The sequence below is a fragment of the Pseudogulbenkiania sp. MAI-1 genome, from assembly GCF_000527175.1.
Lineage (GTDB): Bacteria > Pseudomonadota > Gammaproteobacteria > Burkholderiales > Chromobacteriaceae > Pseudogulbenkiania.
This window is the reverse complement of the sequence record NZ_AZUR01000001.1, coordinates 1,878,020-1,901,045: the sequence shown is the minus strand read 5'-3', so window position 1 is coordinate 1,901,045 and position 23,026 is coordinate 1,878,020. Positions and strand designations below refer to the sequence as shown.

Genomic DNA, 23,026 nt, shown 5'->3' with positions numbered 1-23,026 from the left:
GACTCAAGCCTGTAGCCACGATCACGCGTTACTTTACCGAGCCACTGCTAGATAACTCCCCCAACTCCGCCAGAATCATCGCAGCGCCCTTCTCTGCAACCATCATGGTCGGCGCGTTGGTGTTGCCCGAGGTGATGTTAGGGAAGATCGACGCATCAATCACACGCAGGCCCTGCACGCCATGTACCTTCAGCTCGCTCGACACCACGGCGTTTTCAGCGTCCTGCCCCATCGCGCAGGTACCGCACAGGTGATAGATCGAGCCGGACTGCTCGCGGAAGAAGCGCAGCATGCTCGCCTCGTCGGTCACGCTCGCCGCCGGGCTCACCTCCTCCAGCGTGATGCTCCGCAGCGCCGGCGCCTGCATCAGCTTGCGGATGAACACGCTGCCCTGGATCGCCTCGTCGATGTCCTTCTGCGTGCTCAGGTAGTTGGGCTGAATGCGGGCCGGCACCGCCGCGTCGGCCGACACGATTTCGACCACGCCGCGGCTGGTGGGTCGGCACGGGTTGAACGCGATCAGGAAGCCCGAGTACGGCTCCGGCTTGAGCGCGGCATTCGGGTCTTTTGGGATCGTGTACGACAAAGGGTTGAAGTACAGCTGCAGGTTCGGCTGCGCTTCCCTTTCGCTGCCCTTGAAGAAGCCGCCGGCCTGGTTCACGCTCAGCGCCAGCGGCCCGGAGCGGTTTAGCGCGTACTGCAGACCGGCCTTGGCCTGGCCGATCAGCGAGCCAAGCTCGTCATTGAGCGTCTTGCGGTTGGCGCGGAAGTAGAACGACACGCACAGGTGGTCCTGCAGGTTGCGCCCTACCGCCGGCAGGTGCTGTACCAGCGGAATCTGGTGCACGGCCAGCAGCGCCCGGTCGGCCACACCGGACAGTTGTAGCAGCTTGGGACTGTCCACCGCGCCGGCGGCCACGATCACCTCGCGTCGGGCGGCAAACTCACGGCGTACACCGTTTTGCCGAACCAGCACGCCAGTAGCGCGCTTGTTGGCGTCGAACAGAATGCGCTCGGCGTGGGCGTTCAGTTCCACCTTCAAGTTGGGGCGATCGAGCGCCGGGTCGAGATACGCTACACTGCTTGAATCGCGCTGACCGTTGCGGATATTGGCCTCGTACACGCCGGCGCCCTCGAAGCGCTCGCCATTGAAGTCGTCGGTGAGCGGCAGGCCGAGCTCGGCGCAGCCGTCCAGGTAATGTTGGCAGATCGGGTGCGCGCTGGGCTTCATCGGCGTGATGCCGATCGGCCCCTGACCGCCGCGGTAGGCGCTGTCGCCCTGCGGGTGCGTCTCCAGCTTCTTGAAGTACGGCAGCACGTCGCGGTAGCCCCAGCCCGGGTTGCCGGCCGCTTCCCAGTCGTCGAAGTCCTGGCTCTGGCCGCGCACATAGATCATGGCGTTGATCGAGCCCGAGCCACCCTTGATCTTGCCGCGCGGCGCATACAGCCGGCGCCCGGCCAATTCCGGCTCGGGCTCGGTGTAGTACATCCAGTTGTATTTCGGGTTGTAATACGATTTGACGTAGCCCACCGGCAGCTTGAACCAAAACGAGCTGTCCTTGCCACCTGCCTCCAGTAGTAGCACCGAAAACTTGCCCGATTCGCTCAGGCGGTTGGCCAGGATGCAGCCGGCCGAACCGGCGCCGATGATCACAAAATCATAGCTGCTCATAGGACCTCACAACTGTTCCAGCGCTGCTTCCAGGCTTCGGACGACTGACCCTTCACGTCGAACGGCTTCGGATCCATGAACAGGTGCAGGCGCTCGCCGGTATACGGCGAATTGGCCTTGACCACCTCCATGTTCAACTCCACGCCCAGGCCCGGTGCCTTGGACGGAATGATGAAGCCGTCTTCCCACTGGATCGGCTGCTTCAGCACCTCAGAATGGAAGCCGTCCCAAGTCATCATGCTTTCCTGGATCAGGAAGTTGGGCGTGGCGGCAGCCAATTGGATGCTGGCGGCGGCGCCGACCGGGCCGTTATACAAGTGCGGCGCAATCTGCGCGTAGTGCGCTTCGGCCATGCCGGCGATCTTCTTTCCTTCCAGAATACCGCCGACCCGGCCCAGATTCATCTGCAGAATCGAGGCGGCACCCTTACTCAACAGCTCATGGAACTCGAATTTGGTGGTCAGCCGTTCGCCGGCCGCAATCGGAATGCTGGTCTTCTTCGCCACCTCGGCCATCGCGTCCGCCTGCCCCGGTGGCACCGGCTCTTCGAACCACAGCGGGTCGTACTTTTCCAGGCGCTTGGCCAGGCGCACCGCCGAGGCCGGCGTCATCTGGCCGTGAGTGCCGAATAGCAGGTCGCACTTATTGCCCACCGCATCGCGGATCTTCCGGCAGAAGGTTTCGCTCTGCTCCATGATGTCGAGCGACACGTGGTGGCCCGAGTACACGCTGTACGGGCCGGCCGGGTCGAACTTGAGCGCAGTGAAGCCCTTTTTCATGAATTCGACCGCGCATTCGGCCGCCAAATCCGGGTCGTCGTAGTCGTATTCGCCGCGGCTGTTCTTAGGGTACAGATAGGTGTAGGAGCGCAGCCGTTCGTGCACCTGGCCGCCAATCAGCTCGTACACCGGCTTGCCGGCGGCCTTACCGATGATGTCCCAGCACGCCATTTCCAGGCCGCTGACGATGCCCATCATGGTCAGGTCCGGACGCTGGGTGAAGCCGCTCGAATACGCCTCGCGGAAGAAGCGTTCGATGTGGTGCGGGTCGTGTCCCTGCAGGTAGCGCTCGAACACGTCGTTGATGGCCGGCACCATCACCTTGGGGTGGAAGGTGGCGGCGTACACTTCGCCCACGCCTTCGATGCCGCAGTCGGTCTTCAGCGTGACGAAGATCCAGTACATGCCGCCTACATGGGGAGGCGGTACCGCAACTACATGGGTTTCCTGGGATTGGATTTTCATCACTTATTCTCCAACTTACGTACCGATTGCTTGAAATGGAAGGCCACCGCCGCGCCCAGCAGACCGCAGGCAGCGATGTAACCGAAGTAGATTTGGGTGCCGAGCACGCCCGGGAAATGCTGGGCGATCCCGGCGTTGATCATGGGCAGGAAGATGTCCGGCAGGTAGCCGATCATCGAGATGATGCCGATGGCCAGACCCGTAACCCGCGCCGGCACCCGGCAATCGTCCAGGATCGACCAGTACAGGCCGCGGATCGCGTAGGTCAACACACCGATCAGCAGCACCAGACCCAACAGCAGATACAGGCTGCTACTGGACGGGAACAGCGCCAACGCGAGCAGACTGCACGAGGCGAACAGCAAGCTTGCCGCCAGCACCGTCTCCTTCGAAAACCGATCGCCCAGAAAGCCCGCACCTACCCCACCCACCGGGCGCATCCACAATTTGGTGACGGTGATGACGCCGGCGGCCACTGCGGTCATGCCGAAGTTGTCCTGCAGGTAGGCCGAGAACGAGTAGGTGGCCCAGAACAGCTGGTAACCACAGAAGATGATCAGCGCCATCAGCCAGATCTGCGGAATCGCCAGCAGAATCTTGAGGTCCTGCCACAGGCTAGAGCCGTGCTGCTCTCCGGAGTGCGCCTCTTGTGTGCCGTTGCCGCCGTCGAGCAGCAGGAACGCCAGCACGCCGATGGCGATGCAGCTGAACGAATACATATAGATCACGCGCTGCAGGGCCAGCGCCGGCGCGGCGCCGCTTTGCAGCAGCCAGGCGAACAGGCTGATGGCGCAAGTGGCCAGCACCGCCTCCACCAGACCACGCCCGCCGTCGAGGATGCCAAAGAAGCGGCCCTGCTCGTCGTGCGCGGCCAGCATCTTCACGCCCTTGATCAGCGAGGCCCAGAACGTCAGCCCGGCCGCCAGCCCCCAGCCGATGAATATCACTTGCAGCGCGCCATGCGAAGGAAAAGTGGAAAACCACAACCCCAGCGCGCCGACCGCGGCCAGCGAAAACGCGATCAACAGACGTGGCGACACCCGGTCCGCCAGCCAGCCGCTGGGCAGGTAGGTCACCGCGTAGACCACGCCCAGCGTCGAATAGAACATGCCGAGCTCGCCGCTGGTCAGGCTGAACGCCTTGAGAATGGTGGTTTCGAAATTCTGGCGCAGGTACAGCAGCGGGTAGATCGCACCGGCCGCCACCAGCAGCAGGGCAAATTGCAGATAGCGCTTTAAATTGGCAGCCTTGTGCGTGCCGTTTATCGGCAGCGACTGCTCCACGGTGTTCGACATTGTTCGTCCTCTTGCATGGTGTGCACTTTTGCATGCTTTTATTTTGTTGCCCGGGGCGGCGATCGGCGCCGATCCGGCGTTGCCGTCGCTGTGGTTCAGTACTTCATCACCACCAGCCGGGTCTGGGTGAACTCCAGCATACCGTGCTTGCCATCATCGCCCCCCAGGCCGGAACGCTTCCAGCCAGCGTGGTAGCCTTGGTACGGGTCGGCCGGGGTGCGGTTGATGTACAGCTCACCCGCTTCGATGTTGTTAGCCACCGTCATGGCGGTGCGGTAGTTCTCGGTGTACAGCACCGACGACAGGCCAAACTGGTGATCATTGGCAAACTGCAGGGCCTGTTCGAGTGAGGCGTACTTCAATACGCACAGCACCGGGCCGAACACCTCCTCCTGCACGATCTCCATGTCCTGGCGGCAGCCGGTCAGCATGGTCGGCGGATAGAAGAAGCCTTTGCTCTCCGGCATCACGCCCCCAAGCTCCAGCTTTGCGCCCTCGACCACCGCACGCAGCACCATCTGATGGATATGCTCGCGTGCCGACGCGCTGATCAACGGGCCCATGCGCTCCGGATGCTCGGCGCGGTTGCCGTATTGGCGTGCGCCCATGTTCTGTTTCAGCAGCTGCACGAATTGGTCGTACACGCTCTCGTGCACGTACACGCGCTCCACCGACGTACACAGCTGGCCACAGTTGGTTACCTTGGATCCGATGATGTCGTTGGCGGCCTGCGCCAGGTTGGCGTCCGGCTCGATGATGGCCGGGGTCTTGCCACCCAGCTCTAGTGAGGATTTGGCGATATTGGCCTTGGTGTACTCGAGCACCTTGCGCCCGGCGCTCACGCTGCCGGTGAGCGTGATCATGCCCACCTTGGGATGGGTGCACAGCGCTTCGGCGGTGGCGTGGCTCATGGCCAGGATGTTGATCACGCCGGCTGGCACGCCGACTTCCTGCACAGCTTTGGCGATTTCGAACGCGGACAGCGGCGTGTTGTTGCTGGGGCGCACTACCACGGTGTTGCCGGTGATCAGCGCCGGCGCGATTTTGCGCAGCAGCGTGTAAACCGGATAGTTGAAGGGAATCAGGCAGGCCACCACGCCGATCGGTTCGCGGTGCAGCATCAGGTTTTCCGACGGGTTGTCGCTGGGAATGATTTCGCCTTCGATGCGGCGCGCCCATTCGGCGTGGTAACGCAGGATTTCCGCCGCGTAGATGGCCTCGCTGGTGGCGTCGGCCAGGCTCTTGCCCGATTCGATGGCCAGGACCTGACCGATCTCCCCGGCGCGTGCCACCAGTGTGTCTGCCAGTTTACGCAGGTACTTGCCGCGCTCGATCGCCGGCAGCTTGCGCCAGCTTTGCTGGGCCTCCGCCGCAACGTCAACCGCATGCAGCGCCTCCCGGGCAGTGGCGGCCGCCACCTGGCCAACCAGCGTTTCGGTGGCCGGGTCGTACACCGGGATCGATATATCGCCTTGCGCCGCAACGAACTCGTTGCCGATGAAGTTTTGGTACTCCCGCACCCGCATGGCGGCGAGCTGTGCTGTGCTATCCATCTGTAACCTTCTCCGCTGGTCAATCAAACATTGACTATCTGAGCGCAGGGTAAGGCCACACATAATATGAATACAATGCAGTCAATTTGAGTTATTGAATGCATTCAAGCTGGTGATCAGCAGCTTATGGATCACTATAACGGCCCCCGCCCCAAGCTAACGCGCGCCGACGACTTGGGGCGCAACTGCGCCAGCCCGTGGCCCAGCCATTGCACGCTAGTCCTGAGCACCCGCTCTTATGACTCCCACTCCTACTCCAGTGTCTTTACTCTTGGGTAGTTCTGCTGCTTTGAGCACAAGCATCTGGTTGGCGCTACCAATCAGCATGCTCTTTTGCCTGCTTGCCTTTACCCATTCCTGGCGAGCGTGTGGCGGGATGCGTTGCTTCGGGCTTGAACCAGAGCGCGGCTCGATTCAGTGGCAGGCTCCCGTCTCCCAACAGGGGGTTCGAAAGCTCAATGACACGTCGCCTCTGGAGTTGAGCGCGCTCGATGAATGGGCCGAGTCGAGACTGGAATAGCCTTTCAAAACTACCGTCAAAAATTGCCTTTTCCAAGCCATTCTGCAGATCTTTGGCCAACTGCGGCCGGCGTGGAGAAACAAAGAAGTAGGCCGCTGCGGGATAGTGGATGACAATATCGTGGTCCACTGCCAAGGGGCTACCCAAGTGATTGTCGAGGTCGTTCCATACCTCCATGATCGAACGAGGGAAAAAATCGCATCGCTTGGCCTGCAGCATGGAGAACAAAGTGTCGTAGCTACTGGACGTGATTACGTTCAACCCATTGAACCGCAAAATCGTCGTGTCCGGCCAGTCATGGCCCTGGCAGGCAGACAAGGGGCGCAAATCAGCAAGGTCTTTAATTCCATCCAGGGCGTGTGCTCGGTCTGTTCGCGTCAGGACCACGCGCCAGCCTAGTAACCCCTTGTCGATAGGAATACGAATCGGTAGTAATTTGGCTTCGCGCTCGCTGGTGGTCATTGACCACAATACGTCGATCAGGCCATCTGGCTTCCGCGCCTCCAGTATGGCCCGGCTTTGCAGCATCTCAGGCTTTGTGGCCACTAGCCGGTAAGGTTTGCCGCTTTTCTGGAGCCCTAGTTGCAGTATCGCCTGGATGTATTTCTCGTTGGGGTCTTTCCCGGATGGCAGGGTTGGATAGCGGACAATTTCTTCTGCCCAGCAAAAAAGGCTCCAGACCAATAGTAAAACACCAACACCCCCCCGCATGACTTCTCCATCCAGGTCTTATGAAATTATTGGGTTCGGCCTGCATCACTGCTGCAGGATAGCGCTGAGCTTGTCGCCGATTTCCGGGCGGCCTTGCCCGTTCGATCATATCAACGAGCTGGCAGATTGTCTCGGACCGCTTGCCCGGCGTAACCAAGCCATCTGCCATGTTGCACATCATAAAATATGACACTACATCCGCGCGTCTCTGGCGAATAGCACGTATTATTGACGCGGGTTAGCGCCGGACTTCGCCGCCTCAGCCCAGCCTGTTGCTGTGCTATAGTGGCGCCCCACCACCACGAACGATTTGCCCGATGAACGCCCTCTTCCGCCTGGCCTGTTGGCTGCTGCCGCCCCTGCTGTGCGCCTGCCAGCAGGAGCCGCTGCACGGCCGTTTTCGTTGCCCCGACCAAACGGCCTTCCGCTACAACCGCCAGACGCAGACAGTGGAGCTGAGCCGGGCCGGCGCCACCTACCAGGGCTTCATGGATGAGAAGCGCCAGATCGTGTGGCCGAAGAACGAGGGCGAGCGCAGCCTGCCCGACACCTTTGCGCTGTCCCGCAAGGTGGCCGGGCAACTGATGCTGTACGGCGGCTTTGCCGGCAAGGGCTTGGCCTGCCAGAGCGAGGCCGGCAAGGCCGCGCAGTAACCGCAACGTTTTAGAAGCTCCCCATGCGTATTCAGGATCTCCACCACTCCCTCGCCGCCATCGGTGCCCGCCCCTGCCATATCGGCCGCATCAACCGTGCCTGGCTCAAGGGCTTGCCGCTGGATGCCGGCACCCGTCACCAGAAGAGCGAGGATTATTTTCCGCTGTCGGTGCGCAACGGCTTGCCGCCGATCGCGGCGCAGGTGGATGGACTGGCGCGCATTCACTCGCAGCACACGGCGGCGGATGGGTCGTTGCGGCTGCTGGTGGCGCTGAACGACGGGCAGATGGTGGAGAGCGTGCTGTTGCCACGCGACGGGTTGTGCGTGTCCAGCCAGGTGGGCTGTGCGGTGGGCTGTACTTTCTGCATGACCGGCAAGAGCGGCCTGCTGCGCCAGCTCGGCAGCGCCGAGATCGGGGCGCAGGTGGCGCTGGCGCGGCGCATTCGGCCGGTGAAGAAGGTGGTGTTCATGGGCATGGGTGAGCCGGCGCACAATCTGGACAATGTGCTGGACGCGATCGACCTCTTAGGCAGCGACGGCAATATCGGCCACAAGAATCTGGTGTTGTCCACCGTGGGCGATCCACGCGTGTTCGAGCGGCTGCCGCAGCAGCGCATCAAGCCGGCGCTGGCCCTGTCGCTGCACACCACCCGCGCCGAGCTGCGCGCCCAATTGCTGCCACGTGCGCCGCGCTATGACCCGGCCGAGCTGGTGGAGCTGGGCGAGGCCTATGCCCGGCGCGTCGGCTACCCGATCCAGTACCAGTGGACGCTGCTGGCCGGGATCAACGACAGCCAGGAAGAGATGGACGCTGCGGTGCGTCTGCTCAAGGGCAAGTACGGCGTGCTCAACATCATCCCGTACAACAGTGTGGAGGGCGACCACTACCAGCGCCCGTCCGCCGAGCGCATCGAGACGATGAAGCGCTACCTGCACAACAACGGCGTGCTGACCAAGGTGCGCGATTCGGCCGGACAGGACATCGACGGCGGGTGCGGCCAGCTGCGCGCGCGGGCGGCCGACTTCATCGACCACAGCCGCTTGTTGCGTCGCGCCGGCGCCGGCAAAGCCAACCCGCCAGCCGCGCCAGTTTGAGCATTCGGCACGAATCCGGACGGCGACGCCCGCGATTGCCGGCCGACAAGCTGGCGGAATGAGAAGAAGCACGACGTTCAAGTGCGTTCGGGAACGGCTGGTATCATGCGTGCGGCTTGGCTCCGAAACCGGTGCTTGTCGGCAATAGGCCGGTATCTTGGGGGTTGTCGAGAAAATCGGTCAGTGCGTGCTCCAATTCTGGCAGCTCCTGGAGATAGCAGAATACCCGGAGGTGTTTCGCGGCATAGTAGTTGGCGACCAGCTCGCCCTGTTGCTCCATGTTGAATTGGGACAGGGTTTTGCCTTTGTCCTGGCCTTTCAGGTCGTAAAAGTAAGCGGGCGCTCCCGCGCTATAGCCGCCTTTTGCCGCGATCTTGAGGGCATTCCAGACCAGGCGGTACCCCAGCTGGTATTGCCAGACGTGGGTCATTTCGTGAATGAACCAGATTTTGATGACGGGGGGTTCTTGTGAAAAATCCTCCCGATAGTCGCAATCCGGGAAATGAATGTCTCCTCTCGGGGACATCGCATTCCCGAAGCAGTTCGGCAGGCCGCAGAGCCCACCCCGATGGATCTTTACCCTGGCGTAGTCGATGGCGTCCTTGAACACCGTGCGGGCCATGGCGACTTCGCCGGCAGTCATGCCTCGCGTCCTGGAGGTGGCGGGCAGGATGTGGTTGGCACCAGCGCGGCCGACGGCGGTGCGGTTGGACTCGATGCCCATGACAAAACCATCCCCTCAGCAGCAAGGTCACATGCTAATTTTGGCAGCAAAGCCTGGATAACGCTCTGCCGCCTTCGGCCCCACGCTGGTGGCACCACTCGTCAACCCCGCCACCTTGCGGCAAGCTCGCTGCTTTGCCTTTAGCGTATTCCGCCATGACCCCACCCCTGTACCGAGACCCCGCCTTTTTTCATCGGCTCGCCGGCAGTTGCCTATCGCCAGTGGCGTGATATATGAGGGGCAGGCTTGTCCATGCAAATGGTTTGCTATAGATTACAAAAACTATCAAATATTGCCATAAATTATAAGCAAACATAAGGATTTATATGGCTTCTAGCGATTGCCGACAATATTGGATAGTTCGCGCTGCCTTATTCCTACTGGCGCTAGGCATGGCCGCGCAATGCGCGGCCGCACAACAGCTGCGCTACTTTCCGGTAGGGCCGATCTACGAATATCGTTGGAAATTGCTGAAACTGGCGCTGGACCATACCCAGGCAGCCGAGCAGACGGTCTTGCAGCCGTTTCCGGACGAGGTGTCCCAGGACCGGGGCGTGGCCTTGCTGCAGTCGGGCAAAATCGACGTCATCGCCCTGGGAACCAATCAGGAGCGCGAGGACAAGATGTTGCCCATCAAGATCGACATTTCGCGCGGGATAGTCGGTTTCCGGGTTCTCATCATTCGTGCGGCGGATCAGGCCCGGATCAAGAGCATGGATGATCGATCGTTGCGCAATCTGACTTTCGGCTTGAACGATCAGTGGGCCGACGTGCCGGTGATGAGGGCCAATGGCCTGAAGATAGAAACGTCCATGGGTTATGAGAACTTGTTCTCGATGCTGGCGGCTAAACGCTTCGATGCCTTCCCGCGGGGCTTGAACGAGGCCAAGCGTGAGCTCGAGCAGCGCAAGGCGACGTATCCGCAACTCGCGCTGGAGCTGACCAAGGCACTCTATTTTCCTTTTCCCATTTACTTTTGGGTCAACAAAAACAATACGGGCCTGGCGCGGCGAATTGAGCGTGGCCTCAAGCTTGCCTTGGCCGACGGTTCATTCCGCCGCTTGTTTGAAAGTTATTACGCCGCAGAGATTGCCTCGCTGAAATCCAACCCCCGCCATGTCATTCACCTGAAAAACCCGATACTGCCTGCCGGCAACCAGCCGCCCGATACCAGCTGGTGGTGGCGCCAGTGACTATTGTGGCCTGCCCTGGTTTCCCAGGCACGCCACGCCGCCGATCACCCGGTTCTGACGCCACCCCCGGCCCGGCTAGCCGATGACAGCCAGCTCGTTGGAAATCCAGACCACAGCCACCGCCAGCAGCAGCGTGAGGTAGGGCAAGACGCCCGCGCGGGCGTGCGGCAGCTCCATGTCCTTGCGCATCGATTCCGGAAAGCGGCCCTTGTCCTGCCAGTAATGGCGGTAGATGAACACCGGCACGATCAGGAAGGTGGCGATCAGCCCGTTGCGCAGCGTGTTCTCGCCCTGGAAGTTGGCGCCGGCGCCGACGAATACCAGGTCGAGGAAGCCGCACAGCGCGCCCAGCGCCAGCAGCCAGTTGGCACACTTGTACGGGCGTGGCCAGTCAGCGCGGTCGAGACGGTGGATCCAGCCCGACTGCAGGTTCAGGAACACGAAGATCATGTAGCAGACGTTCGAGATCGACAGCACCGCCATGTAGTTCGACATCAGCAGCAGGAACAGGTTGAAGATCAGGTCGGTCCACATCGCGCGCGTCGGTGCGCCGTGCTCGTTGACGTGCGACAGGTACTTGGGCAGCCAGCCGTCGACCGAGGCCTGGTAGAGCGTGCGCGACGAGCCCATCATCGAGGTCATCACGATCAGCAGGATCGACAGCACCAGCATCACGACGATGACGTTGAACACCACCACGCCGCCGCCGACGAACTTCGCCATCGCCGCACCGACGCCGGAGCCGTCGACGATGCTGGGGGCCAGCATACCGGAAAGGCCCAGTTCACCCTGGAAGGCCAGCGGTACGGCGATGAACATGAACAGGCACAAGAGACCGGACGAGACGATCGCCCGGAAGGTATCCCGCTGCGGGTTCTTGAACTCGCGGGTGTAGCACACGGCGGTCTCGAAGCCGAAAGTGGACCAACAGGCGAGGAACATCGCCCCCATCGCGGCACTGATGCCGGCCGCGTTCCAGCTGCCCATCACCGCCGCGCCCGAGGCGTCGTGCATCAGCGGCAACAGCGGCAGGAAATTCGTCGACGGCATGTCGCCGGTGAAGAGCGGCACCAGCGCGATCACCACCAGGGGGGCCAGCGAGGCGATGCCCAGGATGCGCTGGGTGCGGGCGGCCGCCGCGGCGCCGCTGTGCTGCAGCTTGAAGGTAATCAGCAGGAAAAGGGTGCCAAGGATGAAGGTCGAGTTGATCCTGAGCGTCAGCCCCTTGCTGATGAAGCCCAGGTCGAACAGCGTCAGCTGCCAGGTGTTGATGACCGCGTCGGGCGGAAACAGGCAGCTCAGCATGTAGCCCGCGGCGAGGCTGGTACCCAGCGCCAGCATCGGCGACCAGGCGATCCAGTTGCACCACACCGATACCGGGGCGACGAACTTGCTGTAGCGCACCCAGCCGAGCGCGCCGTACACCGAGGCGCCGCCCGACTTGTGGGGATAGAGGCCGGAGATTTCGGCATAGGTGAAACATTGCACAAAGCCGACCAGAATGGCCATAATCCAGATGATCCACGCCGGTTGGCCGATCGTGGCGGAGACGCCGCCGATGGTGAACAGCACACCGGCGGGGACGCCGCTGGTGACCCAGAAGGCATCCTTCCAGGTCAGGTTGCGATGCAGCTCTTGGTGTTGCCCGGCCGCGGGCGCACGGGCACCACCGGCTGCGGGGCAAGGCAGCACTTCTTCTTGCAAACTCACAGACTCCTCCTTACGGGTACTGCACCCGCGATGCGCAGGCGCAACCCTCGCTGCCTGTATGGCAGTCCTTTTTTATGCAGGGAAATTCAGCTGGCTACCCTCATCAATCGACAGCCAACTCGCGTCAAGGCAAACCACGCCGCTGGCCACTTGGACTCGGCTGCAGAGGCACAATGCGATCCGCTCCGTGTCGGCAGGACACTGGTTTGCACCGCTATCTTTGTAAGCCCTGCGACAAAACCCTTCTTGTCCTTACCGGTACCTTACTGGCCAAATTGCGTCATCGCGGGCAGTGCCACCCTGCTTCCTTGATTAAGGAAGCTGTCGTGAAAGGCCGAGCAGGCCAAGACGCAGCCTAACTCAGCCAAGGGGGCGGCTCAAACGCCATCTCGTCTCGACGCTTGGCGAGCCCGCCGCCGCGCCCCGCCATTGGGCCGGGCATTCGTCGACCCGCTCTCCCTGCTCTTCCGGGGAAGAAAATTGCGACTCATACTCAGCTGAGAGCTACAATTCTCTTGACAGTGCGACGCTCTTATTTGAGTTTCAAGCATAAGAAGAATATGGGAGTGTTCCCTCGTGCGCGGTGATCGCCAGTCGCCTGGCTGAACGCTTTGCTATGGGTAGGACGTCCCCGATCGCCAAGCGCGGGCTCTTGTCGTGCCCTGCCATCCCGGCGAGCGCGGCCCGAGCCGACGTGACTTAACAAAGGGCAAGTGTGTGAGTACTCAAAGCACCATCCGCACCGCACAATCGTGTGAAGCGGAAGCTCGTGCCGCAGCGAGAGAGTTCTACGCTGGGGTGTGCCAGCCCAAGATGGCTTTTGTCGTCTTTTTCTGCTCCAGCGATTACGACCTCGATGCGCTGGCGGATGAAATGACGAAGCTGTTTCAAGGCGTGACGGTGGTGGGATGCACCTCTGCCGGGGAGATCGGCCCCCTTGGCTACTACGATCTGGGGCTGACCGGCGCCAGCTTTCCCGCCGATACCTGCACGGCGGTGGCTGGCCGTATCGGTGATCTGCAGCATTTCAAGATCAGTGAAGGTGAAGCGTTCGTGCAGGCGCTTCTGCAGCAACTGGAAGAGCGCGTGCCGACCGCCGGGCCGGACAACAGCTTCTCGTTCCTGCTCATCGACGGCTTGTCGCGCCGCGAGGAACCGGTGGCGCGCGCCCTGCAGGATTCACTGGGCAATATCACGCTTTTCGGCGGGTCAGCCGGCGACAACCTCAAGCTGACGCGCACCTGGGTATTTCACGACGGGGCCTTTCATCCGGACAGCGCGGTCCTGTTGCTGGTCAGCACCAGCCTGCCATTCAAAATATTCAAGACCCAGCACTTCGTCAGCGAGGAAGAGCGGCTGGTCGTGACCGAAGCCGACGCAAGCCGGCGCATCGTCAAGGAAATCAACGGTCTACCGGCCGCCGAGGAGTACGCCCGGGTCGTCGGTGCAGACGTGGGGGATCTTAACCCGATGCGGTTTGCCGCCTCGCCGGTGGTGGTAACCATCGACGGCACCGACTACGTCCGCTCGATCCAGCGGGCCAACCCGGATGGCAGCCTGACGTTTTTCTGCGCCATCGACGAAGGCCTGGTCTTGCGTGTCGTGCGCGGTGTCGACCTGCTAGGCAATCTCGAACGTACCTTCGACACGATCCGTACCGAAATCGGCCCGTTCCAGTTGGCCATCGCCTGTGATTGCATCCTGCGCAATCTGGAGATGACCCAAAGCGGGGCGAAGGAAGCGGTGGCGGAACTCCTGCGCAAGAGCCGGGTGGTCGGCTTCAGTACCTATGGCGAGCAGTATCACGGGGTGCACGTCAACCAAACGCTGACCGGCATCGCCCTGGGTTACCCTCGAGAAGGTTATGGCATCTGACACATCTCCCCGAGATCCCCGGGATCTAAGCGACGAAAATGCGCTCCGGGCGGAAATCACCCGCCTCAACAAGGTCGTCACGGCCCTGATGAACCGGGCGGAACGGGGAATGAGCACCCAGGGCTCCGATTTCGGCCTGTTCCAGACGGCCGTGATGCTCGAGGACCAGGTGCACGATCGCACCAAGGAACTGGAGGCGGCACTGCGCGAGAACGAGAAGATCAACCGAGCCCTGCACCGCGCCCAGGAACAGATGCAGCGCGAGATCGAGCAACGCAAGAAGGCGTACGAAGCGCTGGAGCATGAAAAGGAAGAGCAGAAGATCCTCATCGCCAAACTGGAACAGGCGATGAATCAACTGGTCCAGACCGAAAAACTGGCCTCGCTCGGCAGCCTGGTAGCCGGTGTCGCCCACGAGCTGAACACGCCGCTGGGCATTGCGGTGACGGTATCGTCATCGCTCAAGGCGATGGTCGACAACCTCCTGGCGCAAGTCGATACCGGCACACTGCGCAAGCAGACGCTGCTCGATGTTCTCGCCCAGTGCCGCGAAGCGGGTATCTTGCTGGATAAAAACCTGCAGCGCGCCGCCAACCTGATCGGCACGTTCAAGCAGGTGGCTGTGGACCAGACCAGCGTGCAGCGCCGCCGCTTCGATCTGCGCCAAGCCATCGACGAGGTGCTGACCACCCTGCATCCCAAGCTCAAGCACACCGCGCATCGTCTGGAAGTGGCGGTGGCGCCCGGCATCATGCTCGACAGCTACCCGGGGCCGATCGAGCAGATCATTACCAACTTCATCACCAACTCGTTGCTGCATGGCTTCGAAGGCATTGACTCGGGAACGATCCGTATCGAGGCAAAAACCAACGCCGATCACGCCACCCTCAGCTATTCGGACAACGGCCAAGGGATGAGTGAGGCCGTTGCCAAGCGCGCTTTCGATCCCTTTTTCACCACCAAGCTTGGCAAAGGCAGCAGCGGGCTTGGCTTGTATATCGTCTACAACATGGCCACCTCCGTGCTGGGCGGCAGCATCAGCTTGTCGAGCACTCCGGGACAGGGTACGCGCTTCGATCTCTCGTTGCCGCTGACCGCCCCTTTGGCATCGCATTGAAGTGAGCGCCAGGCCGGGCTGGTGGCGGCCGAGATGAACCGGTGTCCGCCGGCCCGGACAGACAGCCGCACTCGTCGAACCGTCCTGCTCGCTCTCTCACATTTGAAAGCTAAACTAAAAATAGAGTTAAACACTACAGAATGGCGCGGGGGCCAGGCCAGCAAGGCCGAGCCCCCCTGCCGGCAGCACCCCAGGCGCCGGCAAAGCCATCGTCCAGGACGGCCGTCGGGCGACGGCCGAAGAGGAGCGGAGAAGCGAGGTAATGGGATGAAACTGAACGAACCTCAGACCTATCTTGCGTTTTCCCCCAAGGGGCGGGGGCTGCTGTGCGCCATGGTCTATGCGACATCGGAAAGAGACGTCTTCGGCTGGTGGACGGGAGCGAGGGGCGAGCATTTCCATACCGCTTTCTTCATGCTGGAAGATTTCTTCACGGCTCAGCCCCAGCGTTTCCTGGCCACCAAGGGTGGCGATCTCTACGGCGGCTGGGTGTATGACTACGCTCATGCGCATCCCAAGCTGCAAGAAGCCATTTCCATCGATGACGAGGTTTGCCGCGCGCTGGAGGCCATGCAATCCAACTTTGCCGAAGAGTGGCTGTTTTACCTGGAAACGCCAGGCCACGAAGAAGACATCCAATACTACCGTGACCAGGGTTTGCCGGTACGCGGCGTCAACATCAAGCACAAGCGCCTGAACCGGCTCGATAGCGCCGGCCATCCCTGGGAGCATATTTCTCCCAACGCCGACATGAACATTCTTGACTACGTGCAAGAGTACTGGCCGCTGGATTACCGGCTGCCTTGATCAATCGCCCTGTGTGGCTCCACACGACACCGGAGGTGAGCAACCATGCGATGCCTGTTGCAAATCAAATATGAAAACCTTCCCGAATCGGAAGCCCTGTCCACCCACATTCACCAGAAAGCCGAGAAGCTGGAACAGTTTTTCCCGCGCCTGATCAGTTGCACGGTCACCGTCGGCTTGCCCCATCGCCACTCGAACCAAGGAGAGCATTACTTCGTACAAATCGACGTGACCGCGCCCGGCACCGAGGTCGTCAGCAACCGGCAGAACCACGAGGATGTCTACGTCGCCTTGCGCGACGCCTTCGACGCCGCCAAGCGCATTCTGGAGGACCACACCCACATCCGTCGCGGTCAGACCAAACAGCATGCCGAGCCCACGCGCGGCACGGTGGCGCGCCTGCTCGATGGCTTCGGCTTCATCGAGGGCGATGACGGCAACGACTACTATTTTTCTTCCGAAAACCTGGTCGATCTGTCGTTCGACAGGCTGACCGAGGGCATGCAAGTGAAGTTTCTTGCCGAGGCGGCGCAGGAGGGATGGCAGGCCAAGCGGGTCAGCACGGGCAAGCAGCGCAACCACCTTGGCTGAGGGATGACGCGCCATGCCGCTGCACAACGTCCAGCTCAGCGAGGTATTTCAGGAAATCGCCGATCTCCTCGAAGTAGAAGACGAGAACCCGTTCCGTATCCGAGCCTACCGCAACGCGGCCCGCACCTTGGGCGAATACGGGCAGGAACTGGCCGAGCTGGTCGAACAGGGACGCCCTTTGCCCAAACTGCCCGGCATCGGCGAGGATCTGCAGGCCAAAATCGTGGAGATTGCCCACACCGGCACGTGCCCCCTGCTGACCCGGCTTCGCGGCGAGGTATCGCCAGCGCTCACCTATCTGCTGGCGATACCTGGCCTTGGCCCGAAGCGGGTGCGCACCTTGTACCACGAACTGGCGATCTCCTCTCCCGCCGACCTCCAGCGCGCCGCGGAACAGGGGCTGGTCCGCAACTTGCCGGGCTTCGGCCCCAAACTGGAGAAGGAGATCCTGCAGGCACTGTCCCGCCACCTGGACCGCAACGCCCGCCAGGCGCGCGCCGGTGTGCGTCCTTCGGTCGATAGCCTGCTCGATTATCTGCGCCGCGTGCCGGGGGCGCGGCGGGTGGAGGTGGCGGGGAGCTACCGGCGCCGCCGCGACACGGTGGGCGATATCGACATACTGGTGGTGGCGGCGCCGGGATACGAGGTGCCTTTTGCCTTCACCGCCTACGAAGACGTCGACGAGGTGTTGGCACAAGGGACGACCAAGGCCAGCGTGCGCCTGCGCAGTGGCTTGCAAGTGGATTTGCGCGTGGTGCCGGAAGAAAGCTTTGGCGCGGCCCTGCTCTACTTCACCGGCAGCAAGGCGCACAATATCGTGTTGCGCCAGATGGCCCAGTCGCGTGGGCTCAAAATCAACGAATATGGGGTCTATCGTAACGACGAACGCATCGCGGGCGAAACCGAGGCCTCGGTCTACGCCACGCTCCAGTTGCCCTTCATCGCCCCGGAATTGCGCGAGGCACGCGGGGAAATCGAAGCCGCACGCGACGACCAGCTACCGATACTGCTGACCCGACAAGACCTGCGTGGCGATCTGCATGTCCATACCAAGGCCGGCGACGGCCAGAACAGCATCGAGGAAATGGCTCGCGCGGCCCGCGCACTGGGACTGGACTATCTGGCCATCACCGATCATTCGCGGTCTTTGCACACCGCCAAGGGGCTGGACGAGGACCGCCTGCTGGCACAACTGGATGAGATCGACCGGCTCCAGGCCGACGGCAGCCTGGGCGTGACCTTGCTCAAGGGAGTGGAGGTCGACATTCAGGAAGACGGGCAGCTCGACCTTCCCGCCTCGCTGCTGGACCGACTCGACATCGTCGTGGCCGCCGTCCACGAGCATTTCGCCCTCCCCCCGGCCAGGCAGACGACCCGGCTGCTGCGCGCGCTCGACCAGCGCGTGCATGTGCTGGCGCACCCAACCGGCCGGCTGATCGGCCAGCGCCCCCCGCTTGAGTTCGATTTCGCCAAGGTGCTGCGCCATGCCCGCGAATGTGGCTGTGCGCTGGAACTCGACGCCCAGCCGCTCCGGCTGGACCTTGACGACCTGCATTGCCGGGAAGCCAGGGAGGCCGGGGTGCTGATCTGTGTCGACTCCGATGCCTACAGTGCGACAGAGCTGCACTACCTGGACTACGGCGTGGATCAGGCAAGGCGCGGCTGGCTGGAGCGGCGCGATGTGCTCAACACGCGTTCATTGGCCGAGCTGAAAGCTTTTCTTCGGCACCGCTAGCACCTGGGCACGGCCAGGGGTCCCAACCGGCCGACCATGACCCCGATTGGCTGCAGAGTGGCCGGCATACCAGAACATCCCCAAGCCGCGCTCCGAGCCGGCCGCTTCTCCCAGAATACGCAGCCTCCCGCACTGAACTAACCTGAATTACACGCCCTCTTAGCAATTAAGGGGCCAGCTCGTGGGGGTTCTTGATGGCTGTCGGCATGTCTTGGCCGGGAAGATACGGCAAGGCAGCCCAGCAGACGAAGTGAGAGGGGTGGCAATCCCGGCGGACTGGCCAGCAGTGGGGCGTTCTCGCCCCTGAGGGTGCCTTGACGCCCAGAAGCGGTCGTTCCCCGTGGCGGACGGTGCACCGTTGATCCTGATCTGAAGTGAAGGAGAAAAACCATGTCCCGATTGCATCCCGTTCGTGCTTCCCTGTTGGCCTCTTTACTGGGCGCCTCGCTGCTCGTGCTGGGCGGCTGTGCCAGCTCAGGCGATGTCGACAAACTGCGTGCCGACGTGACCCGCGCCCAGCAGACCGCCGATCAGGCGATGAAGGCTGCCGCGGCCGCCCAGGCGACAGCTGACCAAGCCAACCAGAAAGCCGACAAGGCGATGGCGGCGACGACCGAAGCCACCCAGAAGGCCGACCAGGCCAACCAGACGGCCAATCAGGCGAACCAGACCGCCAACGATGCCAACCAGCGGCTGGATCGCATGTTCAAGAAGACCATGATGAAGTAGAGGCGTGCGAGCGGGTGGGCGTTCGCGCTCAGCGGATGACCACCCGCATGCCCACCCTAACCCACTGCGCGAATTGGCGCAGTTGCGCGTTGCTGAGCGCCACGCAGCCGTTAGTCCAGTTGAAGTCGCGATGAATACGATAACTCCCCTGCCCGATGCCATGAATCCCGATACCGCCGCCAAGCGCGGTGTGCTGCGGTGGCATCCGCCCCGCCTGGGCCGCCAACAGAATCTCGTCCCGCGTGGCCGCGTCGATGCGGCCGTCGGAGAAGGCTTGCTCGGCGTGCTCGGGCAGCGGGAAGTCGAGTTCGTAGAAGCTGCTGAATACGTGCGGTGTGCGGATGCGCATGATGCGGTAGCTGCCCAGCGGGGTGCTGCCGTCGCCATGGTAGTGGATGGGAGCGACGCCGCCGCGCCCGACCGAGATGTTGTCGAAGCGCTGGAGCGGCCGGTCGCCCTCGAAGACGGTCAGGGTGCGCGCCGCGGTATCGACCTCGACCCAGCGCTCGGCATCGGCGTAGGCCGGCACACACAGCGCCAGCCACAGCAACATCAGTGCCCGTCGGATCAACCCAAGCCTATGCATCGTTTCCTCAACACCCTGTTTGCCCGCCTGGCCCTGGGCCTGGCGCTCGCCGCCACCGGCGCGGCTCCCGTAGCCGCCGCCACCTTCGCGCTGCCTACGGACGGCTCGACCGTGGTCGGCCAGGTGCGGATCGTCGACCCGTCGTCCACCGCCAACACCCTCCCCGACATCGCACGCCGCTACGACGTCGGCTACGAGGAAATCGTGCGTGCCAATCCCGGGGTCTCGGTGTGGACGCCGCGCGGTCCGGTGGTGGTGCCTGGCCAGTTCATCCTGCCGCCCAAGCCGTGGCAGGGCATCGTGTTGAACATCCCGCAACGACGGCTGTATTACTTCCCCGAGGCGGGCAAGGGGCAGCCGCCGAAAGAGGTCATCACCTACCCAATCAGTATAGCTCGCGAGGGCTGGTCGACCCCGCTCGGCGCCACCCGCATCACCGGCAAGTACAAGGACCCGGCCTGGTTCGTGCCCAAGAGCATACGCGAGGAGCACTTGCGGGAAGAAGGCGTCGAGCTGCCCGAGTATTTCCCCCCCGGCCCCGACAACCCGATGGGCATGCTGGCGATGCGGACCGGCTTCCCGGGCATCTTCATCCATGCCACCAACCGGCCATGGGGGGTGGGCTTGCGCACCAGCCACGGTTGCCTGCACCTGTACCCGGAGGATGCGGCACAGATCTTTCCGCGCCTGAAGGTGGGAACGCCGGTACGGGTGATCGACGAGCCGGCGCTGGTCGGCAACGATCGCGGGCGCTGGGTGATGGCGACGTTCGAGCCGGTGGGCGAATACCCCGACAAGAGTCCGCTATCCGTGCGCACCAGCCAGGCGCTCGCCGCCGTGCCGCTGCCGGCAGACGCGATCGACCAGGCACGGGTAAAACGGCTGGGCGAGACGCCGCAACCGGTGCCCGTGGCGTTGTCGCCAAGCGAGCCGGACCTCACGGCCTGGCTGCGCACGCTGCCGGTCGAGCGCTACGATTTCGAGCCGTACGGCATCGACGCCAACAACGCCCTGCTGCCGCGCCTCCCCGCCAGCGAGGATATCGAGTTGCCCTAGCCGGCGAAGACGCCCCTAAGCAGCACGGCGCGTCCGGCCGGGACTCAGATCAAGCCCAGGCCCTTCAGCATCACCAGCAGGATCAGTACCGGGGTGACCAGTTTCAGCAACCCGTACAGCCCGCTCACCACCTTGCCGTTATCCAGCACTCCCTGATTGCTCAGCGCTTCCGCCATGTTGCGTTTGCCCCAGACCCAGGACACGAACAGGCAGATGAAGATGCCGCCCAACGGCAGCAGGATGTTGGAGGTCAGGTAATCGAACAGATCGAAAAAGGTCATGCCGAACAGCTTGACGTCGGCGAGCACGCTGTTGGAGAGCGCGCAGGTGGAGCCGATCAGCGCCAGGAGCAGCAGGTTGAACAACGTCGCGCGCGTGCGGCTGATGCCGAAGCGCCCGGCCATCACCGAAACCGGCACTTCCAGCAACGACAGCATGGCGCCGGTGGCGGCCACCGCCGCGAGCACGAAGAACAGCACCATGAACACATGGCCGAACGGCATGCCGGCGAACACCGCCGGGATGGTGATGAACAGCAGCGCGGGGCCGGCACCGGGCTGGAAGCCGAAGCTGAATACCGCCGGGAAGATGGCGATGCCGGCCAGCATCGACACGAACAGGTCGGCACTCATCACGCGCAGCGTGGTGGCCGGCACGTTCTGATCGTCACGGAAGTAGCTGCCGTAGGTGATCATGGTGCCCATACCGATCGACAGCTTGAAGAAGGCCAGGCCCATGGCGACCAGCACCACTTCGCCGGTGATCTTCGACCAGTCCGGGGTGAACAGGAAGGACAGGCCCTGCGTTGCCCCCGGCAAGGTCAGGCTGCGCGCACCGATGACCAGCAGCAGCACGAACAGCAGCGGCATCAGTTTCTTGGTGACGGCCTCGATGCCCTTGGCGACGCCGAGCAGCAGGATGCCGCCGATCAGCAACAGCACACCCCATTGCCAAAGCAGCGACTGCACCGGGTCGGCAATCAGCGACTTGAACGCGGCGGAGGTGACGGCCGGGTCACTGGAGAGGATGTCGCCGCGCAGCGCCTTGAACACGTAGGCGAACACCCACGCCGCCACCTCGGTATAGAACGCCATGATCAGGAAGGCCGCAAGCACGCCGAAGGCGCCGATCAGCCACCATGGCTGCCCCGCTGGCGCCAGCGTACGCAAAGCGGTCACCGCATCCGACTTGGCCTTACGGCCCAGCATGATCTCGGAGATCATCACCGGCAGCCCGACCAGCAGCGTGGCCAACAGGTAGATCACCAGGAAGCCGGCGCCGCCGTTGGCGCCGGTCACGTAAGGGAATTTCCAGATATTGCCCAGTCCCACTGCCGAGCCGAGGGTGGCGGCCAGCACGCCGAAACTGGAGGAGAACGCATCGCGGGTTTTGCCCGCTGCCTCGGTAGGCGCGTGTCGAGTCTGATTTTTCATTGAAAAGCCTGCCTGAACCAAATGACAAGCCCGTCCCGCTTGTGGCGGGGACGGGCGCTCGGGCGAGAGTGTACGGAGTTTTGCTGGGGCCGGCTATCGGCCAAAAGGCGGCCTTGGTAATAAATGGAAGCTAAGCCTGAGGCACTAAGCACACCACAAGGCGGGTGCCCGTGTTCAGGATGGGAAAACGAGCCGTGGGCAAGAAGATGGGGGGCAGCCCCTCCCTCACAGCACCACGGGCCTATCCGGCAGCTCGTTGACGCGCGGGCCTCCCGCCGGGAAATGCTCCGCCAGCAGGCGGGTCACGGCGCGGATGCCCTCCAGTGCGCCCTCCTCGTAACGGCCCTGGCGGAAGGCCGCCTCCATGACGCGGCAGATGCTCTCCCACGCCTGGGCGCCGACCCTGGCGTGGATGCCCCTGTCGGCCACGATCTCGACGTCGTGGTCCGCCAGCAGCAGGTAGATGAGCACGCCGTTGTTGAGCTCGGTGTCCCACACGCGCAGCAAGGAGAACACCTCGATGGCCTGTTCCCGGGCGGAGACGTCCCGGAACAGCGCCGAGGTGTGCAGGGCGCCCTCCACCGCGAAGCGGACCTGTCCGGCGTGGCTCTGCTCGCCCTCCTTGATGGCGGCCTCGATGGCGTGCAGGGTATGTGGGCTAAACAGCCGGCGGACTTGCCAGTCGGTCATGCCCAGATGCCGAAGGATGCGTTTGAGTTTCATGG

Annotated in this window: 20 protein-coding genes; 10 read left to right on the top strand and 10 right to left on the bottom strand. The window is 62.7% G+C overall.

Going from position 1 to position 23,026, the window contains the following annotated elements:
- Positions 1-28: 28 nt before the first annotated feature.
- The 5 genes from PSEMAI1_RS0108875 to PSEMAI1_RS0108855 all read right to left on the bottom strand — a co-directional run bounded on the left by PSEMAI1_RS0108875 (position 29) and on the right by PSEMAI1_RS0108855 (position 6,995).
- Positions 29-1,672 carry a GMC family oxidoreductase gene (locus PSEMAI1_RS0108875; protein ID WP_024302531.1) on the bottom strand — a complete coding sequence of 548 codons (1,644 nt, stop codon included), beginning with the start codon at positions 1,670-1,672 and terminating at the stop codon, positions 29-31.
- On the bottom strand, positions 1,669-2,916 hold the full coding sequence (locus PSEMAI1_RS0108870; protein ID WP_024302530.1) for a mandelate racemase/muconate lactonizing enzyme family protein: 1,248 nt from the start codon (positions 2,914-2,916) through the stop codon (positions 1,669-1,671). Before PSEMAI1_RS0108870 ends, PSEMAI1_RS0108875 begins: the two co-directional genes overlap by 4 nt.
- Complete coding sequence (locus PSEMAI1_RS0108865; RefSeq protein ID WP_024302529.1) at positions 2,916-4,211, bottom strand: nitrate/nitrite transporter; 1,296 nt, start codon at positions 4,209-4,211, stop codon at positions 2,916-2,918. Before PSEMAI1_RS0108865 ends, PSEMAI1_RS0108870 begins: the two co-directional genes overlap by 1 nt.
- A gap of 95 nt (positions 4,212-4,306) precedes the next feature.
- Positions 4,307-5,764 carry an aldehyde dehydrogenase gene (gene aldA, locus PSEMAI1_RS0108860; RefSeq protein WP_198019595.1) on the bottom strand — a complete coding sequence of 486 codons (1,458 nt, stop codon included), beginning with the start codon at positions 5,762-5,764 and terminating at the stop codon, positions 4,307-4,309.
- A gap of 313 nt (positions 5,765-6,077) precedes the next feature.
- Complete coding sequence (locus PSEMAI1_RS0108855) at positions 6,078-6,995, bottom strand: ABC transporter substrate-binding protein (protein ID WP_024302527.1); 918 nt, start codon at positions 6,993-6,995, stop codon at positions 6,078-6,080.
- A 317-nt stretch (positions 6,996-7,312) separates the two neighbouring features.
- Between PSEMAI1_RS0108855 and PSEMAI1_RS0108850 the strand changes: the two genes are divergently transcribed.
- Both PSEMAI1_RS0108850 and PSEMAI1_RS0108845 read left to right on the top strand, forming a co-directional pair.
- Positions 7,313-7,648, top strand: a complete 336-nt coding sequence (locus PSEMAI1_RS0108850; protein WP_024302526.1) for a hypothetical protein — start codon at positions 7,313-7,315, stop codon at positions 7,646-7,648.
- A 23-nt stretch (positions 7,649-7,671) separates the two neighbouring features.
- Complete coding sequence (locus PSEMAI1_RS0108845) at positions 7,672-8,745, top strand: RNA methyltransferase (protein WP_024302525.1); 1,074 nt, start codon at positions 7,672-7,674, stop codon at positions 8,743-8,745.
- A 103-nt stretch (positions 8,746-8,848) separates the two neighbouring features.
- Here the strand turns inward: PSEMAI1_RS0108845 and PSEMAI1_RS0108840 are convergent, their stop codons facing one another.
- Complete coding sequence (locus PSEMAI1_RS0108840) at positions 8,849-9,469, bottom strand: hypothetical protein (protein WP_024302524.1); 621 nt, start codon at positions 9,467-9,469, stop codon at positions 8,849-8,851.
- Positions 9,470-9,861: 392 nt separating this feature from the next.
- Between PSEMAI1_RS0108840 and PSEMAI1_RS0108835 the strand changes: the two genes are divergently transcribed.
- Positions 9,862-10,662 (top strand): ABC transporter substrate-binding protein, encoded by an 801-nt coding sequence (locus PSEMAI1_RS0108835; protein ID WP_024302523.1) that lies wholly within the window; start codon positions 9,862-9,864, stop codon positions 10,660-10,662.
- A gap of 75 nt (positions 10,663-10,737) precedes the next feature.
- Here the strand turns inward: PSEMAI1_RS0108835 and PSEMAI1_RS0108830 are convergent, their stop codons facing one another.
- Positions 10,738-12,372 carry an APC family permease gene (locus tag PSEMAI1_RS0108830; RefSeq protein WP_029770574.1) on the bottom strand — a complete coding sequence of 545 codons (1,635 nt, stop codon included), beginning with the start codon at positions 12,370-12,372 and terminating at the stop codon, positions 10,738-10,740.
- A gap of 657 nt (positions 12,373-13,029) precedes the next feature.
- On the opposite strand from PSEMAI1_RS0108830, the gene nosP reads away from it, so the two are divergent.
- The 6 genes from nosP to PSEMAI1_RS0108800 all read left to right on the top strand — a co-directional run bounded on the left by nosP (position 13,030) and on the right by PSEMAI1_RS0108800 (position 19,226).
- Positions 13,030-14,247 (top strand): nitric oxide-sensing protein NosP, encoded by a 1,218-nt coding sequence (nosP, locus tag PSEMAI1_RS0108825; protein ID WP_369793187.1) that lies wholly within the window; start codon positions 13,030-13,032, stop codon positions 14,245-14,247.
- A 109-nt stretch (positions 14,248-14,356) separates the two neighbouring features.
- Entirely contained in the window at positions 14,357-15,364 is a 1,008-nt protein-coding gene (locus PSEMAI1_RS0108820; protein ID WP_232219872.1) for a sensor histidine kinase, read from the top strand.
- A 267-nt stretch (positions 15,365-15,631) separates the two neighbouring features.
- Positions 15,632-16,171, top strand: coding sequence for a hypothetical protein (locus PSEMAI1_RS0108815; protein WP_036986249.1), 540 nt, complete (start codon positions 15,632-15,634; stop codon positions 16,169-16,171).
- A 57-nt stretch (positions 16,172-16,228) separates the two neighbouring features.
- Positions 16,229-16,762: an HPF/RaiA family ribosome-associated protein gene (locus PSEMAI1_RS0108810; RefSeq protein ID WP_232219871.1), complete on the top strand. Its 534-nt coding sequence runs from the start codon at positions 16,229-16,231 to the stop codon at positions 16,760-16,762.
- Between the two features lie 13 nt (positions 16,763-16,775).
- A complete protein-coding gene (gene polX, locus PSEMAI1_RS0108805; RefSeq protein ID WP_024302517.1) occupies positions 16,776-18,497 on the top strand; it encodes a DNA polymerase/3'-5' exonuclease PolX in 1,722 nt (573 codons plus the stop codon).
- A 390-nt stretch (positions 18,498-18,887) separates the two neighbouring features.
- On the top strand, positions 18,888-19,226 hold the full coding sequence (locus PSEMAI1_RS0108800; RefSeq protein ID WP_024302516.1) for an Lpp/OprI family alanine-zipper lipoprotein: 339 nt from the start codon (positions 18,888-18,890) through the stop codon (positions 19,224-19,226).
- 28 nt (positions 19,227-19,254) lie between these two features.
- Here PSEMAI1_RS0108800 and PSEMAI1_RS0108795 read toward each other — a convergent pair whose 3' ends face one another.
- Entirely contained in the window at positions 19,255-19,812 is a 558-nt protein-coding gene (locus PSEMAI1_RS0108795) for a L,D-transpeptidase (protein ID WP_024302515.1), read from the bottom strand.
- Between PSEMAI1_RS0108795 and PSEMAI1_RS0108790 the strand changes: the two genes are divergently transcribed.
- A complete protein-coding gene (locus PSEMAI1_RS0108790; RefSeq protein ID WP_024302514.1) occupies positions 19,807-20,868 on the top strand; it encodes a L,D-transpeptidase family protein in 1,062 nt (353 codons plus the stop codon). The two genes, PSEMAI1_RS0108795 and PSEMAI1_RS0108790, sit on opposite strands and share 6 nt — an antisense overlap.
- A 44-nt stretch (positions 20,869-20,912) precedes the next feature.
- Here the strand turns inward: PSEMAI1_RS0108790 and PSEMAI1_RS0108785 are convergent, their stop codons facing one another.
- A complete protein-coding gene (locus PSEMAI1_RS0108785; RefSeq protein ID WP_024302513.1) occupies positions 20,913-22,301 on the bottom strand; it encodes a sodium-dependent transporter in 1,389 nt (462 codons plus the stop codon).
- Between the two features lie 225 nt (positions 22,302-22,526).
- Positions 22,527-23,024: a TPM domain-containing protein gene (locus PSEMAI1_RS0108780; protein ID WP_024302512.1), complete on the bottom strand. Its 498-nt coding sequence runs from the start codon at positions 23,022-23,024 to the stop codon at positions 22,527-22,529.
- Between the last annotated feature and the right edge of the window lie 2 nt (positions 23,025-23,026).